The sequence below is a fragment of the Enterococcus sp. AZ015 genome (assembly GCF_050499225.1).
GTDB lineage: Bacteria > Bacillota > Bacilli > Lactobacillales > Enterococcaceae > Enterococcus_D > Enterococcus_D entomosocium.
The window spans coordinates 2,250,628-2,271,170 of record NZ_JBMHEX010000001.1 but is presented as its reverse complement, the minus strand read 5'-3'; the positions used below and the strand labels follow the sequence as shown (position 1 = coordinate 2,271,170).

Here is a 20,543-nt window from a genome sequence, read left to right as displayed (position 1 = left end):
GGGAACAATGATGGCAAAAAAACAAGAACGTACTGGGACACAGACACATGCAGTAAGTTTGATCACGCTAATTGATCCTTCTTCACCAATCTCAGAGCAATATCGTACGATCCGTACAAATATTCAATTTGCGTCTTCAGCAGATAAACAAATCAAGACCATTGTTGTTACCTCTTCTGGTCCAGGTGAAGGGAAATCGACAACTTCAGCTAATTTAGCGGTTGTTTTTGCAAAATCAGGACAACGAGTATTGTTAGTTGATGCCGATATGCGAAAGCCTACTGTATACAAAACATTTAGCTTAAACAATGCGAGTGGATTGAGTACCGTATTAAGTACCTCAACGAGCGTCCTTGAAGCAGCTCAAAAAACGGTGATTGATAATTTATCTGTCTTAACCAGCGGACCAAAACCACCAAATCCTTCTGAGCTACTTGGGTCAGCACGAATGAACCAAGTGATGGAAGAAGCGAAAAACCTTTACGATGTGGTTATCTTTGATATGCCACCAGTTGTAGCAGTCACCGATGCACAAATCATGGCATCTAAAGCAGATGGGACGATCTTAGTGGTTCGAGAAAATGTTGCACGTAAAGAATCCTTAACAAAAGCGAGAGATCTTTTGAATATGGTTCAAGCAAGAATCATTGGGGTGGTCTATAACGGTGCCGAACACTCGAAAGATTCAGGTTACTACTATTATTATGGAAATTAATTAATTTGAAGGAGACGAGAGAAATGATTGATTTACATTGCCACATTTTACCAGGAATTGATGATGGTGCAGAAGACATCAATGCGAGCATTGCTATGGCTGAAAAAGCGATTAGCCAAGGAATTACGCATATCCTTTGTACCCCACATCATAACAATGGAAAATACCGCAATCCGAAGTCAGAGGTCATTTCTCTCGTTACTTCTTTGCAAGAAGAATTAGACGCACGGAACCTGCCCTTGACAGTTCTTGAGGGGCAAGAGGTTAGGATAACAGGAGATTTAATTGAGGATATACAGAAAAATGACATCCTTTTTACAGATCTTGATGATACGTATATCTTGATAGAATTTCCTACGATTGAAGTGCCTACGTATACAGAACAAATATTCTTCGATTTACTACAGCTGGGAAAGATTCCAGTCATTGTCCACCCCGAGCGGAATGCTCATTTTAGAAAAGACCCTAACAATCTCATCCCTTTTTTGGATATGGGCTGTTTGGCACAGTTAACTGCGCCAAGTTATGTCGGCGTATTTGGAAAAGAAATCCAAAAAACAGCAAAAACAATGGTTGAACATAATCTTGTTCAGATGGTCGCTTCGGATGCTCATGGCGTTACAAAACGCACCTTTAATTTAAAAGAAGCTTATGAGCAAATTGAGCAAGATTTTGGCATGCTCAAAGTAACATTGATGAAACAAGTAGCAAAAGATTTGATAAACGGGGATCAAATCAGTTTTCCAGCTTTTACAGAAGTGAAAAAAAAGAAATTCGGGTTATTTTAGGGGGCAACTGGGTTGTTTGAATTAACGAGAAGAAGAAAAATTGTAACTTTGATAGTTGTAGATAGTTTATTGATCATAGCAGCGAATATAGCAGCAGTTTATTTTATGAAACCCTTTGTGGCGATTCCAAAAGAATTTACATTGATGTCGGTGAGCCTTTCTGTCGGTTTCTATCTTTTTTATGGATCAGTGTTTCGTGTTTTTTCTCGAATCAATCGTTACACGAACTTGAAAGAAATGATTGCTATCTTCTTGGCTGTATCATGCAGCGCTTTTACCTGTAACGTGATCTTGTTTTTCGGTGATGAAACCTATAGCATGCGCTTAGTGATCTTTACGTACTTTCTTTCACTCTTTTTGATCATTGCTAGTCGATTGATATGGCGGATCTATGTTGAAAGAAAAAACATGAGAGTGTCATCCAATGAGGTTGTTAAGAATACCTTAATCGTCGGCGCAGGTGAGGGCGGCAGAATTCTTTATAATAGCTTTGTAGGTTCGAAAACGGCAAGTGACATTAATATTCTCGGATTTGTCGATGATGATCCGAATAAACGAAACACTTATCTTTCTGGAAAAAAAGTCTTGGGTTGTATCAGTGATTTACCTGATTTGATTCAAAAGTATGAGATCAATATGGTCACTATCGCCATTCCTTCTTTGTCACGAAAAAAATTGCGGAGTATTTTTGGCATAATTGAACCTTTGCATGTCAAAGTCAACACGATGCCATCAATGGAAGAAATCGCCTCTGGAAAAATCAGTACCTCACGTTTGAAGAAAATCGATGTCATTGATTTGTTAGGGAGAGATGAAGTCAAATTGGATATCGACTCCATCAAAGATCAAATTACTGGAAAGACGATATTAGTGACTGGTGCTGGTGGATCGATCGGTTCCGAAATCTGTCGCCAAGTGATTCAATTCAATCCTAAAAAACTAGTTTTGTTAGGACATGGCGAAAACTCGATTTACTTAATTGACCGTGAGTTGAAAATCAATTTTAAAGACAATATTACCGAAATCGTTCCTGTTATAGCCGATATACAAGATCGAGAAAAGATGTTTGAAATCATGAAGGAAGTCAAACCGGATATCGTTTATCATGCGGCAGCACATAAACACGTACCGTTGATGGAATACAATCCTAAAGAAGCAGTTAAAAACAATATTTACGGAACGAAAAATACCGCTGAAGCTGCCAAAGCTGCGAAAGTGAAAAACTTTGTAATGGTGTCTACGGATAAAGCCAATAATCCACCAAACGTTATGGGGGCAACAAAGCGCATCTCCGAGATGATTGTTACTGGCTTAAATGAAAAAGGTTGCACGAAATTTTCTGCTGTACGCTTTGGTAATGTCTTAGGATCAAGAGGCAGTGTGATTCCAGTATTCCGTGAGCAAATAGCAAAAGGCGGACCAATCACAGTGACTGATTTTCGTATGACTCGCTACTTCATGACGATTCCAGAAGCAAGCCGCTTGGTTATTCAGTCAGGTGCACTTGCTAAAGGTGGAGAAATCTTCATTTTAGATATGGGCGAACCGGTGAAAATCGTTGATCTTGCGAAGAATATGATTCGTCTAAGTGGTTATAGCGAAGAAGAGATTGAGATTATTGAAACCGGGATTCGACCTGGGGAAAAATTATACGAAGAACTATTATTGGATAAAGAACGAAATGATGAAGCAGTTTTTGAGAAAATTTTTGTTGGGAATATCAAAGGATATCCATTGGAAGAGGTACTTTGTTTTGTAGATGCACTTCCTAAAGATAGTGCTACATTGGCTAAGGAAATCGTGAAATTTGCAAATGCTTCAAACAAATAGGAGTGGGTTTTGTTGTATAAGGATGGATTGAAACGAATCATTGATTTTATTTTATCGCTAATGGGGATCGTTGTTTTATCACCAGTTTTATTACTTTTATGTTTAGCTATAAAACTAGATTCTAAGGGACCAATTATTTTCAAGCAAAAACGGGTTGGTAAAAATAAAACCCATTTTAATATTTATAAATTTCGGACAATGAAGATTGATACACCGAAAGAAATGCCGACACATCTATTAGCAGACCCAGAATTTTACATCACCAAGGTCGGAAAATTTTTAAGAAAAACTAGTTTGGATGAGCTGCCTCAATTGTTCAACATTATCAAAGGAGATATGGCTGTCATTGGTCCTCGTCCAGCGCTATGGAATCAATATGATTTGATCGAAGAACGAGATAAGTATGGGGCAAATGATATTCGACCAGGATTGACTGGGTTGGCTCAGATTAGTGGTAGAGATGAGTTGGAAATTAAACAAAAAGCTCTTTTAGATGGGAATTATACTGAAAGCATTTCACCCTCTATGGATCTGAAGTGTTTTCTTGGAACGATTGTTTCTGTTTTTAAAAGTGAGGGTGTTATAGAAGGCGGAACAAGTAGTATTAAGAAGGAGGATGGGCAATGAAGCGTATCCTCATCACAGGAGAAAATAGCTATATTGGTACATCATTTAAAACATGGATAGAGCAATATAAAGAATATTATCAAGTTGAAACGATTAGTGTTAGGGAGAGTATTTGGAAAGATGTTGATTTTTCTGTATATGATGTTTTGATTCATCTTGCAGCTATTGTTCACGTCAAAGAAACGAATGAAGAATTGTATTACAAAGTAAATCGTGATTTAGCTATTAAAGTAGCAGAAAAAGCAAAGAAAGAACATGTACAGCATTTTATTTTTTTTAGCACGATGTCTGTTTTCGGAGTAGAGAGCGGAGCTATTTCTGCAGAGACTAAAATAAATCCTACAACACCGTATGGTAAATCTAAGAGAGAAGCTGAGATACAGATTGAAAGGTTAGCAACTGATTCTTTCAATGTAGCGATAATCAGACCTCCTATGATTTACGGTCCGCAATGTGTTGGAAATTACCAAAGATTATCAAATGTGGCAAAAAAAATTATTGTATTTCCCAAAGTAGACAATAAAAGAAGTATGCTGTTTATAAATAATATGAATCTTTTTTTAAAAACCATTATAGATTACAAGCTAGTAGGAATACTACATCCTCAAAATTCAAAATATGTTAATACAACAGAAATGGTATCATTAATAGCTGCAATAAATAAGTCTAATATTTTTTTTGTTAAAGGATTTTCGCCGCTTATAAAATTATGTGCGAAAAATAGTACATTATTCTCCAAAGTTTTTGGTGATTTATTTTATGATCATTCGCTTTTAGGTTCGCCAGGTTCGTATGTTGATGGAATCAAAATGGATTATTCCTATATAAATTTTGATACTAGCATAAAACTTACAGAAAAATCAGGAGAATTATTATGACCAAAGTGTTGCTTATTGCAAATCACCCAAAATATGTATATAACCTTAGAAGAGAATTGATAGAAGAACTAATTAAAAAAGGTTATTCTGTAGGAATCTGTTGTCCCTACGGAAAAGAAGTAGATTATTTTATTAGTTTAGGATGTGTATTTTTTAACAGTAAATTAGACAGACATGGAAAAAATATTTTCACTGAACTTAAATTAAAAAAAGAATACGGTAAAGTAATGGACTCCTTTACGCCTGATATTGTTTTGTTGTATACAATAAAACCTAATGTTTACGCTGGTCTTGAAGCAAGTAAAAGGAATATTCCAAGCATTGCAAATGTTACTGGGTTAGGTTCCCCGTTTCAAAATGATGGTTTACTAAAAAAAATTCTAATAAGAATGTATCGTTTAACTTTCAAAAAAATCAATACAGTTGTATTTCAAAATGAAGAAAATAAAAAATTTTTCTATCTTAATAAGATAAAAATAAATAACAGTATTTTATTACCAGGATCAGGAATCAATCTTGAGCATTTTAAGTACTTGGAATACAAATATGACAATTTAATCAAGTTTGTTTTTATTTCGAGAGTGATGAAAGAAAAAGGTATTGATGAGTTTATTCTTGTAGCAGAAAAAATTTTGCAAAGCTACCAAAATGTAGAATTCCATATTGCTGGTTTTATTGATGGTGATTACCAAAAGATAATTAGTGAAAAAGAATCACAGGGCATTATAACTTATCATGGTATGGTTGATAATATTCAAGAATTGTTAAAAGAGATAGATTGTGTAATTTTACCTAGTTATCATGAAGGGATGTCAAACGTACTTTTAGAAGCTAGCGCGTCTGGGAGAGTTTCAATTGCTTCCAATATTCCGGGCTGTAAAGAAATAATTGAGGATGGCGTTACCGGTTTTCTTTGTAAACCAAAAGATGAAGATAGTTTATTTAAATCAGTTGAAAAGTATTTAACATTAAATTATGAAATTCGTAAAAAAATGGGTCTTGCATCAAGAGAAAAAGTTTCACAATATTTTGATCGTCAAATTGTTGTCAATAAATATGTTGAAAGAATTGAGGAGATTTGTAATGGATAATTTATATGATGCAATAGTAAGCAAAAAAGAAAAAATTTCTGTGATAGGTTTAGGATATGTTGGAATGCCTATCGCTGTAGCTTTTGCAAAAAAAGCTCGAGTAATAGGATTTGATTTAAGTAAAGAGAAAATAAAACTATACAAAAATGGCATTGATCCAACTAAAGAAGTTGGAGACGATGTTATTAAAAATACTGCAGTAGAATTCACTTCTGAAGCTATTGACTTAAAAAATGCGAAATTTCATATTGTAGCTGTTCCTACACCAGTTAATGAAGACCATACACCTGATTTAACACCAGTAGAATCAGCAAGTAAAATTGTTGGTCAAAATTTGACTAAAGGTTCTATTGTGGTTTTTGAATCTACTGTTTATCCAGGAGTTACAGAAGAAATTTGTATACCTATTTTAGAAAAAGAGTCAGGTTTGATTTGTGGGAAAGACTTTAAAGTAGGTTATTCTCCAGAAAGAATTAATCCAGGAGATAAAGTCCATCGACTTGAGACAATCGTAAAAGTTGTTTCAGGAATGGATCAAGAGTCTTTGGAGATTATCGCAAAAACATATGAACTTGTTGTTGAAGTTGGGGTGTATAGAGCTGCCAGTATTAAAGTTGCTGAAGCAGCAAAAGTTATTGAAAATTCGCAAAGAGACATAAATATCGCTTTTATGAACGAACTTTCTCTAATTTTTCATAAGATGGGAATAGATACTAAAGAAGTACTTGAAGCAGCTGGTACAAAATGGAATTTTCTTAAATTTTCTCCTGGACTTGTTGGTGGCCATTGCATCGGAGTAGATCCATATTACCTGACTCATAAAGCAGAGCAATTAGGATATCATTCACAGATTATCCTAGCAGGAAGACAAATTAATGATGATATGGGAAGAGTCGTTGCTGAAAGTGCTATAAAACTAATGATCAAAAATAAAAAAGATGTTTCCCATGCCAAAGTCGGGATCTTCGGTTTTACATTTAAAGAGAACTGTCCGGATACTAGAAATACAAAAGTTATTGATATCATAAATGAATTAAAAGAATTTAATATTGAACCTCTAGTTTTTGATTCAGAGGCAGATGCTGAAGAAGCTGATCAAATATATGGACTGAAATTTGTAAAAGAAGAAGAGATGAATGAATTAGATTTAATGATTATTGCTGTTAATCACGATAGCTTTGTTAATCAAACTATAAATTATTGGTTAGACCGAATTAAAAGTAAAAAAGTTATTATGGATTTAAAAGGTATGTTGGATAAAGACGAAGTAGAAGCATTAGATGTCGCTTACTGGAGGTTATAAAATTGAGTTATAGCGAAGTTGTTTTCCCGAAAAATAGTCAATTTTTAGTTACAGGCGGTGCCGGTTTTATCGGAAGTAATTTATGTGAAGTATTATTAAACATGGGATATAAAGTAAGATGTTTAGATAACTTATCAAATGGTTTTTACGAGAATATCAAACCATTTATCAATAATATGAATTTTGAATTTATTAATGGCACTATTACCGATTATGATGTATGTAATCATGCGTGTAAAGATGTTGACTATGTTTTGCACCAGGCTGCATGGGGAAGTGTGCCTAGAAGTATTGAAATGCCTGTATTTTATGAAGAAGTAAATATCAAAGGTACTGTAAATATGATGGATGCGGCACTAAAAAATAAAGTCAAGAAATTTGTCTATGCATCTAGCTCATCTGTATATGGTGATAGCCCTATCCTGCCTAAGGTGGAAGGGATTGAAGGGAACGTTCTCTCACCCTATGCACTAACAAAAAAAGTTGCAGAAGAATACGGTAAAATATATTCTGATATATATGGATTAGAAACTATAGGATTAAGGTATTTCAATGTTTTTGGATATAAGCAAAACCCGAATGGAGCATATGCTGCTGTGATTCCAAGATTTATTCTCTCTTTACTAAATGACAAGGCACCAATTATTAATGGAGATGGAAATCAATCTAGGGATTTCACTTTTATTGAGAATGTTATTGAAGCTAATTTGAAAGCAGCATCTTCTGATTCGTCCGTTAGTGGAGAAGCTTTTAACATTGCTTATGGTGGAAGAGTCTCATTAAATAATTTGTATGAAGAAATTTCAAATATTCTTTCAAAGAAACACATTAAACCTGTATTTGAGAATGATAGAAAAGGCGATATTAAGCATTCTAATGCAGATATTTCAAAAGCGGCTAAAATGTTAAATTATAGTCCTTCATATGACTTCAGTGCAGGTCTAAAGAAAACGATTGAATGGTATAAAAATAATGAAGAAGGTATGTAATTATTTATGAAAAAAATTCTTTATGTTGGAGGTTTTGAACTTCCAGAAGGAAATGCTGCAGCCCAAAGAGTACTTCAAATAAGTAAAATTTTACGTGATTTAAACAATGAAGTTATTTTTTATAATAGAAAAAATTTATATGAATCTGAAGATAATAGTCTTATTGAAACTGAATATTTTGGATTTAAATGTTATGAAGAAAAGAAAATAACTTCTTCACGTGAGTTACTGAACCAATATACCAATATTAAAATAATAAAAGAAATAATTGTAAAAGAGAAGATTGATTTGATTATTGCCTACAATTTTCCGTCGATAGCCACTCTTAAATTAATTAAGTATTGTAGAAAAAGAAATATAAAAGTTGTGGGGGACATTACTGAGTGGTATGGAACTAAGGGATTACCCTTACGAAGAAAAATTATAAAAGGTTTTGATTCCAATTTGCGAATGTTATTTACGAATAAAAAATTGGATGGTTTAATCGTTATAAGTGATTTTTTAGAGAATTATTATTATCAATCTCTAAAAGTAAAGCTTCCTCCAATGGTTGATTTAAATGATAGTAAGTGGGAGGCAGTCTCTAAATTAAAAAATGGCAAGAATAAAGTGAGTTTTATCTATGCAGGATCACCCAGCTCAGAAAAAGAAAATCTAGATTTAATAGTTGAAGTAATGGATAAAGTAAGTCTCGACTATAATATTCATCTTAAGATAATTGGAATAACTAAGAACGAATATTTTAAAATGTATAAAAGAAAAATATACGCGAATAATTTGGCTCATGTTGAGTTTAAAGGGAGAATTGAACATTCTAAAGTAATAGAAAACATAACTAAAGCCGATTATTCAATTATTATCAGACCAATTAACAGGGTTACCCAAGCAGGATTTCCAACAAAACTTGCCGAAAGTATAACAGCTAGAACGCCTGTGCTAATCAATCAAGAAATGGAAGTAACTGAGTTTGTTGAAAATAATTATAATGGTTTTTATGTGAATCAGAATGACTTAGAAAAGGAAATAGAAAGTATAATTTTAAAAAGAAAATCTATGATTTTTGATAATACAATTTTTAGTTATACAAATTTTTATCATAAAACAGAAAAATTTATAGACGAGGTTTTTAATGAAAAAAGTAATGCTACATCAAATTATGCCGGATCAAGTAAGCGGTCCTAATATAGCTGCTGAAAGAATCTCTAAATCCTATTTGAGAGATAAGTATAAGTTTGAATTTTTGACTCAGAGCACATTGGCTGGTGGTAAAATAAACTTAAAGCTAATAATGGATTTAAAAAAACAAATCAAACAATTTGATCCGGATGTAATTCATATATCTGGAATGCAATCTTCTGGATTTCACGCCGTGATAGCGTCCAGACTAGCAGGTTATCGAAATATATTACTAACTGTCAGAGGGTTCGCCTTTGATGATAGCCAAGTTTCTTTCATAAAAAAAATTGTTTTTAAATATATTATTGAACCTTTAACTTTGAAACTTTCAAGAAAGGTTTACGTTGTTTCTAAAGAATCTGAGAATAAAGAAATGATAAAAAAACTAAATAAGAAGAAATATTTAGGTGTTATTCATAATGCAGCTCCAGAAATAAAATACTCTAGTACAGAATACGCGAATTATAGGCAAGATTTCAGGGGGAAATTAGGCTATAATGAAGATGATTTTGTTGTTATTGTGGTAGGTAGAATAGTTATAGATAAAGGAATATTGGACATATGTGAGGCAGCTAGAAAGAGTGACGTTGAAAATATAAAATTTCTTATAGTTGGAGATGGTCCCTTAAAAGAAGAATTGCAAGAAGAATATTCTACAGAAATTAGTAATCATAAATTATTATTTTTTGGAAAAACAAGTAATGTTCTATCCTTACTTTGTGCTTCAGATGTGTTTCTTTTTGGAACTTATCATGAGAATCTGTCTAATGCGCTTTTAGAAGCTATGACAGTCGGTCTTCCAGTAGTAGTGACAAATGTAGGTGGGAATATGGAGGTTGTCGAAGAAAATTATAATGGATATTTTATTAGTCCGAATGATCCGGATGATATCAATGCCAAAATCAATTCTTTAAATGAAAACAAAAAATTATGCAAATATTTTTCTGAAAATTCCAGAAACATTATTGAAAATAAATTTTCTCAGAAGGTAATTTATGAAAAAATTGATAGAATATATAAATCTCTTATGTAAGAATAAAACTTCAAGGCAGTACTCATTATTATTATTTTCAAATTTTTGCAGTATTGCTATTTCTTTTATATTAAACTTAGTTATAACAAGACTTTTAAATGTTTCACAATTTGGAGAATATAAATATATTGTGAGTATTATTTCCATGTTTACAGCCTTTTTTAATTTTGGAATTTACTATTCCAGCGCAAGATTGTTGATTTCTAAAAAAAATAATAGTCAAATTTATGGTGCGACTTTATTACTGAATTTTTTTATCTATGTCACTGTTGTTATCTTAGTTTTCCTAATGAAATTACTTTTAGGGGATGCTATGAATGATTCATTTATGTATGGAGCCGTTCTTTTATTTACTCTATTCTTTCAAAGAACTTTTACATATATGCTTAGAGGCACTAATAAAATAAAAGATATTGCTTTTCAAACTTTGGCACCTAATGCTATAGCCGTAATAATCTATTTCGTCTTGTTAATTTTTTATAGCAATACTGCATCACTTTTTATTGTCTTGTTAATTTACGGAGCATCATACTTACTAGCAGATTTGCTAACAATCAAAAGGATTAAAGCTGTACTTAATAAAGACTCATTAGACTATGTTAAGTTAATTTTAAAGGAACAAAGAGATAATGGTTTTCAGATTTATAAAGGCTCTCTGTTTTCTGTATTTACAGGTGATTTAATGAATGTAATTGTTGGATCATTAGTGGGAAGTATGGAATATGCTTTTTATTCATTGGCAGTAAGTCTAAGTACAATGATAACTCAGATTCCAAGCATCATGGGTGTGATTAGTTTTAAAAAAAATGCTGAACTTTCATATATAGAAAAAAAAGATATCAAAGTAACTTTTTTGTTAACAGGATTTTTTCTTATTTGCATTTTTATTACAATACACGTTCTTTTTCCATTTGTATATGATAAAGAATACTTACCTGCATTGTCGTATTTGTTTTGGCTATTATTAACATATTCTTTTTATGGATTAGGTGACTATTTTAATAGCTTCCTAAGTGCACATGGAGAGGGTGTTAGAATAAAACGTTGTGCATATTATTCTGGGATTGTTCTTATAGTTTTAGCAGTATGTCTAGTACCTACTTTTAAAATTTGGGGCTTAACAATGACTCGATTAATTTCTAGCATAGTATATTGTGGTTTATTAATTATTGAATATAGGAAGTATATTAGGAGAGAGCTAAATAATGACGAAATTAAATAATTGGCCCATAAAAATCATTATAATTTATCTAGTAACCACTCTTATGATGTTTGGTTTTTCTTATCCTATAACTAGTGATCGATTTTTTACTTTATTATATGTATTAATAAATTTTTTAGCCCTTCTTTTAGGCTATGTCACAACTTATCAGAAGAGTGTAAACTTGAAAAGTAAATTCAATTGGAATCAAAATCAAAAATATATAATTTGGATTTGTTTAATTCTGACTTTAATGACTAGCATACAAGCTATTTTAACTTATTTTCCAAATATTAATACAATAATGGAATATATTACTCGACCTGGAGAGAGTTATGATTATGTAAAGCATATGCGGAACAATAATTTAGTCCCAAATCCTATAGTTTTTGGAAGGACAATAAGTTTATTACTTAACATTTTAAGTTTTTCTCGAACTCTCTTTTTTATTATGTCAATCCTTTATTGGAAACATATGTCTAAATTGCTCAAAATAATTTCCATCGTGACCTATTTTGTTTATCTTATACAGTCATTTTTAATTGGTGCGATGATAAATATTGGAGTAGTAATTTTTTTGCTATTACCTTTGCTTTATTTTATATGGAATAATAATAATAATAAGAAAGTTAAGCTTATGTTGTTAATATTCATTACACTTGGATTTTTAGGGATATTATTTTTTATGGGGAGCAGAGAGTCACAGTTTGGAACAAGTGAGACAAGCTGGATAATAAAAGGGTTCATTGGAATTAGTTTTTATATTTCTCATGGATATGAGGGATTAAGTCAAATGATTACCATGCCCTTTCAGTTTACCTATTTTCAAACCACTTTTAGAGGATTAGTAGAAACAATTGGACCATATTTTAACTACACAGATTACTTTAATAATAGTTATTTAATGAGGAATCAACTTACAAACGGGCGACCTGCTTTACAGTTATGGAGTACAATTTTTCCATGGATTGCATCCGATTTTACGTTTTATTTTATCCCAGTAATTATGTATTTAGTTGGAAAAATGTTAAAGAAAGTTTGGATAAACGCTATTTTCAGAGAAAACCCCTATTCTTTTGCTCTAGTAGGCCAATTATTTATATTTTGCTTTATGATACCAGCAAATAATCAACTCTTTCATACATTTGGTAATAGTATGTCGTTTTTATTTATCTTGATTTTTTATTTCATTTCGAATAACTTTACTTTAAGGGAGAATAATAATGGAAAATAATAAGACACTTTTAATTACAGGTGGAACTGGCTCATTTGGTAATGCCGTTATGAAAAAATTTTTTAATAGCAGTATAAAAGAAATTCGTATATTTTCTCGCGATGAAAAAAAGCAAGATGATATGCGGAAAAAATATAATAGCGACAAACTAAAATTTTATATTGGAGATGTTCGTGATATAAATAGTGTGAAAAATGCAATGCATGGTGTAGATTACGTGTTTCACGCCGCTGCATTAAAACAAGTTCCTTCATGCGAATTCTTTCCAATGGAAGCTGTTAAAACAAATGTAATGGGCACGGATAACGTTGTTACAGCTGCTGTTGAGATGGGGGTAAAAAAAGTTATTTGTCTTTCAACTGATAAAGCAGCTTATCCAATCAACGCAATGGGGATTTCAAAGGCAATGATGGAGAAGGTATTTGTAGCAAAAGCAAAAACTGTGGCAGATGAAAACACAATGATTTGCGGAACTCGTTATGGTAATGTCATGGCATCCAGAGGTTCTGTGATTCCATTATTTATTGAGCAAATAAAAGCCGGAAAACCTTTAACTGTAACGGACCCGGGCATGACTAGATTCTTGATGAGTTTAGAAGAAGCAGTTGAATTAGTTGTTTTTGCATTTCAAAATGCAAAAGCAGGAGACATCATGGTTCAAAAATCTCCTGCGTCAACGGTCGGTGATCTAGCACAAGCAGTGAAAGAACTTTTTAAAGTCGAAAATGAGATTCAAATTATAGGTACACGTCATGGTGAAAAAAGATATGAAACGCTTCTTACGAAAGAAGAATATCTCGTTGCGAAAGATATGGGCGGCTTCTATCGTGTTCCAGCCGATACTAGAGATCTTAACTACGAGAAATATTTTAGTGAAGGCAGTACCGAGTTGACACACGAAGGTGAATACAATTCTGATAACACGGAACGACTATCTGTAGAACAAATCAAGGAAAAATTATTAGCATTAGATTATGTTCAAGAAGAGTTGAAAGAGTGGAAAAGTCGATGAATATTTTAGTTACAGGAGCCAATGGATTTGTAGGTAAAAATTTAATTGCAGAGCTTCGAAATGAAGGTTATGGAAATATTTTTGAATATGATATAGATACTCCTCCACATTTATTAGATGAATATTGCTTAAAAGCAGATTTTGTTTTCCATTTAGCGGGCGTGAATCGTCCTAAGGAAGAAGAAGCGTTTATGGAAGGAAATTTCGGTTTCACCTCAGTTCTTCTAGATAAACTAAAGGAATACAACAATACCTGTCCAGTAATGATATCATCCTCTATTCAAGCTACTCTTAACAATGCTTATGGTCGTAGTAAGAAAGCTGGAGAAGATCTTTTACGAAAATATCAAAGTGAAACTGGAGCGAAAGTCTACATTTACCGATTCTCTAATTTGTATGGAAAATGGTCGAAACCAAATTATAATACGGTAGTAGCTACTTTTTGTTATAAAGTAGCTCGAGGTGAAGAAATAACCGTTAATGATAAAAATGCAGTAATTGAACTTTGCTATATTGATGATGTTGTTAAGGAATTGCTGCATTGCCTTCAAGCAAAACCATTTATTGTCGATGACTTTTGTTCAGTAAGAGAAACGGATACAGTGACTGTGGGCGCTTTGAGAGACATGATTCTTTCTTTTAAAGAAAGTAGAATAAATCTATCTGTACCTCAATTGAATCGTAGAATAGAAAAAAATCTGTATAGTACATTTCTTAGCTTTTTACCAGAGGATGAGTTTTCATATCCTTTAAAGATGAATATCGATGATCGCGGATCATTCACCGAATTTTTGAGGACTGAAGATCGCGGACAAGTCTCAATTAATATTTCAAAGCCGGGGATTGTTAAAGGAAATCACTGGCATCATACCAAAAATGAGAAATTTCTGGTAGTAAGTGGAAAAGGCGTTATCCGCTTTAGAAAGATTGGTTCTGAAGAAATTATCGAGTATTTTGTTTCTGGTGAGAAATTAGAAGTAGTCGATATACCTGTTGGTTATACTCATAATATTGAGAACCTAGGTAATACTGACATGGTCACTGTTATGTGGGTAAACGAAACGTTTGACCCTGAAAATCCTGATACTTATTACGTGGAGGTCTAGCATTGAAAAAATTAAAAGTTATGACAGTCGTTGGGACTCGTCCAGAAATCATTCGCTTATCTGCAGTTATTAATCGTTTAGAGAGTTCTGAAGCGATTGACCATGTACTTGTACATACTGGTCAAAACTATGATTATGAACTAAATGAAGTTTTCTTTGAAGACTTTAAATTAAAGAAGCCAGATTATTTTTTGAATGCAGCAACAGGTACAGCCATTGAAACCGTTGGGAATATACTGATCAAAATAGATCCAATTCTTGAAGAAGTAAAACCAGATGCATTTTTGGTCTTGGGAGATACCAACAGTTGTTTATGTGCCATTGCCGCGAAGCGAAGACACATTCCTATTTTTCATATGGAAGCTGGAAATCGCTGTTTTGATCAAAGAGTACCAGAAGAAACAAATCGAAAAATTGTTGACCATACAGCTGATATTAATTTAACGTATAGTGATATCGCCAGAGAATATTTATTGAGAGAAGGGCTTCCAGCGGATCGAATCATTAAAACCGGTAGTCCCATGTTTGAAGTGTTGAATTCTAGAAAAAAAGATATTGAGCACTCACCTATTTTGGAAAAACTAAGCCTTAAGCAAAATGAGTACTTTTTAGTATCGGCACATAGGGAAGAAAATATCAGTTCAAAAGAAAATTTTCATGATCTAGTGGATTCACTAAACTCAATTGCTGAAGAGTATCAATATCCAATCATTATTAGTACCCATCCACGGACAATGAAAATGATAGAAGCAGAGGGAGTTCAATTCCATAAATTGATTCAAACTATGAAACCTATGGGTTTTAATGATTATAATAAACTTCAAATGAACGCTAAAGCTGTTTTAAGTGATAGTGGTACGATTAGTGAAGAAGCATCGATCCTCGGGTTTAAAGCTTTAAATATCCGTCAGGCCCATGAAAGACCAGAAGCTATGGAAGAAGCTAGTGTAATGATGGTAGGCTTGAAGAAAAATAGAATTCTCGAAGGATTAGAAGTTTTAGAAACACAAGAAAATGATACTCTCCGACAAGTATCAGATTATTCAATGCCAAATGTATCTGAGAAGGTGTTAAGGATTATTGTTTCTTATACAGATTATGTGAAACGTAAGGTATGGTATGAATAAATAAGACTGCTTATGGGTTTAATATTTGTAGAAGAATCAATTTTATTAAAATATCATTTTTAGTGATCCGAACAATGTTATGAAGATTATTAAAAAATTGTTGTTACTAATTAAAAATTGTATTCTAAAAATACAAATAAGCAATTACTCTATTAATTATATAGTAAAATTTAAGATAAAAGAAGATGGGGAAAAATCTTTTTGATTAAGTATATTTAGAAATTTTACTTGAGTGATCTTTAAATTGGTCAACTATCAATTTAATATGCTACATCTCAAACTTCCGCCAATCAAACAAATAAATCACCCCAATTGCTTTGAACATCAAATAGACAAAATGACCATAATTATGGCCGATCAGATGTAACGCATCAGCGGAAGCTCCTTTATTCGACCAAAGAGTAAAACCTAATATAATGGCTAAGATCAGCAGGCCTTTTCCTAATGCAAAGACAATTGTTTTTGCAGGGAGGGGTCTTTTTTTTGTGAGGAAAAAGCCGAATAAAAGGACAAAGTTAACTAGCAACAAAAAATGTGCAGCAGCTGTCCATAGGGTCGTTGTTCCTGTAGGTGTTAAGAAGTCGGTGAAAACGCAAGCGACGACTGCAGTCAAATTGAGCAAGTATAGAGGAAGGCGGAAGGTTGGTTTCTTCTCCTCACTCATTCTTTCTGGTTCGTCTGCTAATTGTTCTGGTTTTAGCAGTGACTCTAAATCAATTTGATAGAGATCACTTAATTTGATCAATGTATCGATGTCTGGGATGCTTCGATTGTTTTCCCAATTGGAGATCGTTTGTCTGGTAACAAATAATTTCTCGGAAACTTCTTGTTGGGTGAGTCCTAATTTCAAGCGACTCTCTTTTATTTTTTCAGCTATAGTCATTTCAATGCTCCTTCTGACATATCCTATCATAAAGCGGTTCAAAGAAACAATTGTAAAGCTCGATTTAACGAAGAAATGCACAAGTGTATTTCTTCGTTTTCAAAAAATGAAAATAAAATGAGTTTAGCTTAGAATTTCGCATTGGATATTCACGGCAACTCGATTATTTTTAGTGTTTTTTTCTTTTAAATAATACCTAATTCTATTGTTCTGAGCTGGAAACTTGAAAAAATATCTCTTTTGAAAATTAGGAGGTATTTTTATATGAGTCATTCAAAAAAGAAAGGAAATCTTAGGTGAAAATAGTGTCCTGTTTTAGGAAAACGGAAATCGTTGATAAAACAAGGATGCAAAGAAGCTTTGCGCTGATTTGCACTGGATTTGCTTGAAGGGAAGGGTACTTGAATTATAAAATTCTGAAGAGGTGATGTAGTGCAATGATAAATGAATCAGGTATACACAAGATAAAGGGCATTTCATGAGTCCGCATAAAAATTTCAGCTAGGAGTGGAGCATACAATAAATAAAAAAATGTTTGTAAATTAAAATTTAATAAATTATAATGATTTTCAGGCGTGAAAAAAGCTTGAATAAAAAAGTCTAAATTTTGAAAAAGAAGGTTAAGGTGAAAGTTTGTGAAAAAGAAATTTAAACATATTATGTCTTTAATAATCCTATTAAGTGCTGCGGTGGTAACACCAGCATTTCAGGTAATGGCGGAAAGCGAAGGTTTTTCAGATTCCCAACAGTTGGAGCAAGACGAAAAGATAGCTACACCATCTAATGATACAAATGATTCAACGGAAGCAGATAATGCTGCGATGACATCAATGACCTCATCGAGTGTGGATGCTAAAAACGAGCAAACGCAAGTCAACAGTGATAATGAAAAAAATATTTCTGAATCAGATATTAAAGAAGATTCTGCTGTAAGCACTGTAGATAAGGTCCCCTCATCTGTTAATGCTTCAGCTGCAAGAGTTGTCAATGGGCAACTGACGGTTCAAGTGTTAGATGGTAATTCAAACCAACCGATCCAAGGAGCTTATTTCGCATTGACCTCCTCGACATCTGGTGAAGTGACATTGTTAGTCACGGACAGTTCAGGAAAGGTTACAATTCAACTTCCTTCAGGTGGCTATTTTATTAAGCAAGTTGGTACCACGAATCAAAGACAAAACTATGCATTCACGTCGGTTGGAAATTCCATCACCTTGCAGCCTGGGGAAACGAAAACACTTGAACTCTACGAGCGTTTAATTACGGGTGAGTATGCTTTTGGAAACAGTCCCGATACGATTCATATTCCTGTAAACAGTACGTTTGATTTCTCAACCAAAGCATTAGGCATTGAGGCGTTTAAACTAAATTTTAGCGGCAATATAGAAAAAAGCATTTCTGACTCGCAAATCTATCCTTACTACACCAATGTTGACCCAAGCAACCCAGGTTCCTATGTAGCAATTTTTATGGCTCGACAAGCCTCCTATAGCGTGAATACCACACATGTGGTCAATGTCATTGTCGATCCGGAGCAAATTGGAGAGGTAAATGTCCGATACCTTGATGGTCAAGGGCAAGAAATCCATGAGATGCAGACCTTGACCGGTACCATTGGTGAACCATATGATGTCAGCAACGAAGAATATAAGTTAACAATTGATGGCTACACGTTAGATGAAACTAAGTTACCAGAAAACAGTAAAGGTATCTTGGGAGAAACAGCACAGACGGTCACCTATGTGTATACAAAAAATCCCGTACCAGCAGCAGATGTAACAGTCGAGTACGTAGATACAGAAGGCAAAGAAGTTCATCCTTCTCAATCGATCAGTGGAAATGTAGGGGACCCATACGATGCTAGCACAGAACAATATCAATTAAAAATCGAAGGCTACACTTTAGACGAAACTAAACTACCAGAAAATAGTATCGGTGTATTTGGCGAAACGGTGCAAACAGTCACTTATGTCTACACAAAAAATGCCGTACCAGCTGCGGATATCACGGTCGAATATATAGATACCGAAGGCAACGAAATCCACGCTTCTCAGACGATTAGCGGTATTGTGGGCAATCCATACGATGCCAGTACAGAGAACTATCAATTAACGATCGACGGCTATACACTGGATGAAAGCCAACTGCCAGAAAATACCACAGGAGTATTTAGTGAAACCGTACAAACAGTCACTTATGTGTATACAAAAAATCCCGTGCCAGCAGCGGATGTAACGATTGAGTATGTGGATACAGAAGGCAATGAAATACACGCTAGCCAAACGATTAGCGGTAATGTAGGTGAATCATACGATGCCAACGTAGAAAAATATCAATTAAAAATCGAAGGCTACACTTTAGACGAAACTAAGCTACCAGAAAATGGTATCGGTGTATTCAGCGAAACGGCCCAAACTGTTACCTACATTTACATAAAAAATCCGATACTAGCAGCGGATATAACAGTAAAATACCTTGATACAGAGGGCAATGAAATTCATGACTCCCAAACGATTAGCGGAAGTATAGGTGATTCATACGATGCCAGCACACATCGATATAAATTAACGATCGAAGGCTATACTCTAGATGAAACCCAGTTGCCAGAAAATAGTAAAGGTATTTTTAGCGAAACAGCGGAAACAGTTGCGTATATCTATATAAAAAATCCGGTACCAGCAGCTGATGTAACAGTGGAGTACGTGGATACAGAAGGAAAAGAGATTCACTCCTCTCAAACGATCAGTGGAAATGTAGGGGACCCATACGATGCTAGCACAGAACAATATCAATTAAAAATCGAAGGCTACACCTTAATTCAAAGTCAATTACCAGAAAATAGTAAAGGTTTGTTTAGCGAAACAGCACAAACAGTCACATACATCTACACAAAAAATTCTTTACCAGCAGCGGATATAACGGTCGAGTATGTGGATACAGAAGGCAAAGAAATTCACCCTTCTCAAATCATAACTGGAAACGTAGGCGAGTCTTATGATGCCAGCACAGAAAAATACCAAGTAACAATCGACGGATACACCTTAGATCAAAGTCAATTACCAGAAAATAGTAAAGGTGTGCTTAGCGAAACAGCACAAACAGTCACCTACATCTACACAAAAAATTCTGTACCCGCAGCGGATATAACAGTCGAGTATGTGGACACAGAAGGCAAAGAAATTCACCCTCCACAAAGGATCAGTGGAAACGTAGGCGACTCTTATGATGCCAGCACAGAAAAATATCAACTAACAATCGAAGGCTACACGTTAGATGGAAGTCAGCTGCCGCAAAATGCCAAAGGCACATTCGGTAAGCAGGAGGCAACTGTGACGTATGTTTATACAAAAGAAAACGTAGCAACAGTGGATAGTTCTGATAAAAAAGAAAAAGACCCAACAGCGACTGTCACTTCGAAAAAAAGCAATTCTGCGCAAAGATTGCCGCAAACCGATGAGCAGGGGACGTTGTTCCCATTTGTAGTTGGTTTGTGCTTCGTCGCCACAGCAAGCTGGCTTTATTTCAGAAAGCGAAAATAGCGATCAAGTAA

17 protein-coding genes are annotated in these 20,543 nt (G+C 33.9%); 16 read left to right on the top strand and 1 reads right to left on the bottom strand.

Annotation, left to right across the window (positions count from 1 at the left end):
• Positions 1-7 precede the first annotated feature (7 nt).
• From IGK85_RS10535 to wecB, 15 genes are read left to right on the top strand one after another with little or no spacing between them, the layout of a single operon-like run.
• On the top strand, positions 8-715 hold the full coding sequence (locus tag IGK85_RS10535; RefSeq protein WP_005234973.1) for a CpsD/CapB family tyrosine-protein kinase: 708 nt from the start codon (positions 8-10) through the stop codon (positions 713-715).
• A gap of 23 nt (positions 716-738) precedes the next feature.
• The gene (locus IGK85_RS10530; RefSeq protein ID WP_008378782.1) at positions 739-1,503 is read left to right on the top strand and encodes a tyrosine-protein phosphatase; all 765 of its coding nucleotides are present in this window, start codon (positions 739-741) and stop codon (positions 1,501-1,503) included.
• Positions 1,504-1,515: 12 nt separating this feature from the next.
• Positions 1,516-3,333 carry a polysaccharide biosynthesis protein gene (locus IGK85_RS10525; protein WP_008378780.1) on the top strand — a complete coding sequence of 606 codons (1,818 nt, stop codon included), beginning with the start codon at positions 1,516-1,518 and terminating at the stop codon, positions 3,331-3,333.
• A gap of 12 nt (positions 3,334-3,345) precedes the next feature.
• Positions 3,346-3,960 (top strand): sugar transferase, encoded by a 615-nt coding sequence (locus tag IGK85_RS10520; RefSeq protein WP_192810775.1) that lies wholly within the window; start codon positions 3,346-3,348, stop codon positions 3,958-3,960.
• On the top strand, positions 3,957-4,838 hold the full coding sequence (locus IGK85_RS10515) for an NAD-dependent epimerase/dehydratase family protein (protein ID WP_008378776.1): 882 nt from the start codon (positions 3,957-3,959) through the stop codon (positions 4,836-4,838). The genes IGK85_RS10520 and IGK85_RS10515 overlap by 4 nt, the downstream gene beginning before the upstream one ends.
• Positions 4,835-5,929, top strand: a complete 1,095-nt coding sequence (locus IGK85_RS10510; protein ID WP_008378772.1) for a glycosyltransferase family 4 protein — start codon at positions 4,835-4,837, stop codon at positions 5,927-5,929. Before IGK85_RS10515 ends, IGK85_RS10510 begins: the two co-directional genes overlap by 4 nt.
• The gene (locus IGK85_RS10505) at positions 5,922-7,232 is read left to right on the top strand and encodes a nucleotide sugar dehydrogenase (RefSeq protein ID WP_008378770.1); all 1,311 of its coding nucleotides are present in this window, start codon (positions 5,922-5,924) and stop codon (positions 7,230-7,232) included. The genes IGK85_RS10510 and IGK85_RS10505 overlap by 8 nt, the downstream gene beginning before the upstream one ends.
• A gap of 2 nt (positions 7,233-7,234) precedes the next feature.
• Positions 7,235-8,221 (top strand): SDR family oxidoreductase, encoded by a 987-nt coding sequence (locus tag IGK85_RS10500; RefSeq protein WP_008378769.1) that lies wholly within the window; start codon positions 7,235-7,237, stop codon positions 8,219-8,221.
• Positions 8,222-8,227: 6 nt separating this feature from the next.
• Complete coding sequence (locus IGK85_RS10495; protein WP_008378766.1) at positions 8,228-9,403, top strand: glycosyltransferase; 1,176 nt, start codon at positions 8,228-8,230, stop codon at positions 9,401-9,403.
• The gene (locus IGK85_RS10490; RefSeq protein ID WP_008378764.1) at positions 9,351-10,430 is read left to right on the top strand and encodes a glycosyltransferase; all 1,080 of its coding nucleotides are present in this window, start codon (positions 9,351-9,353) and stop codon (positions 10,428-10,430) included. The genes IGK85_RS10495 and IGK85_RS10490 overlap by 53 nt, the downstream gene beginning before the upstream one ends.
• Positions 10,393-11,652 carry a lipopolysaccharide biosynthesis protein gene (locus tag IGK85_RS10485; protein ID WP_429968733.1) on the top strand — a complete coding sequence of 420 codons (1,260 nt, stop codon included), beginning with the start codon at positions 10,393-10,395 and terminating at the stop codon, positions 11,650-11,652. Before IGK85_RS10490 ends, IGK85_RS10485 begins: the two co-directional genes overlap by 38 nt.
• Complete coding sequence (locus IGK85_RS10480) at positions 11,636-12,865, top strand: hypothetical protein (protein ID WP_008378760.1); 1,230 nt, start codon at positions 11,636-11,638, stop codon at positions 12,863-12,865. Before IGK85_RS10485 ends, IGK85_RS10480 begins: the two co-directional genes overlap by 17 nt.
• Positions 12,855-13,877 carry a polysaccharide biosynthesis protein gene (locus tag IGK85_RS10475; protein WP_008378758.1) on the top strand — a complete coding sequence of 341 codons (1,023 nt, stop codon included), beginning with the start codon at positions 12,855-12,857 and terminating at the stop codon, positions 13,875-13,877. The genes IGK85_RS10480 and IGK85_RS10475 overlap by 11 nt, the downstream gene beginning before the upstream one ends.
• Positions 13,874-14,983: a capsular polysaccharide biosynthesis protein CapF gene (locus IGK85_RS10470; protein ID WP_008378756.1), complete on the top strand. Its 1,110-nt coding sequence runs from the start codon at positions 13,874-13,876 to the stop codon at positions 14,981-14,983. Before IGK85_RS10475 ends, IGK85_RS10470 begins: the two co-directional genes overlap by 4 nt.
• A gap of 2 nt (positions 14,984-14,985) precedes the next feature.
• A complete protein-coding gene (gene wecB / locus IGK85_RS10465; protein ID WP_008378753.1) occupies positions 14,986-16,110 on the top strand; it encodes a non-hydrolyzing UDP-N-acetylglucosamine 2-epimerase in 1,125 nt (374 codons plus the stop codon).
• Between the two features lie 268 nt (positions 16,111-16,378).
• On the opposite strand, the gene IGK85_RS10460 is transcribed toward wecB, so the two are convergent.
• On the bottom strand, positions 16,379-16,993 hold the full coding sequence (locus IGK85_RS10460; protein ID WP_008378751.1) for a helix-turn-helix domain-containing protein: 615 nt from the start codon (positions 16,991-16,993) through the stop codon (positions 16,379-16,381).
• A gap of 635 nt (positions 16,994-17,628) precedes the next feature.
• On the opposite strand from IGK85_RS10460, the gene IGK85_RS10455 reads away from it, so the two are divergent.
• On the top strand, positions 17,629-20,532 hold the full coding sequence (locus tag IGK85_RS10455) for a MucBP domain-containing protein (protein WP_008378749.1): 2,904 nt from the start codon (positions 17,629-17,631) through the stop codon (positions 20,530-20,532).
• The last annotated feature ends 11 nt before the right edge of the window (positions 20,533-20,543 follow it).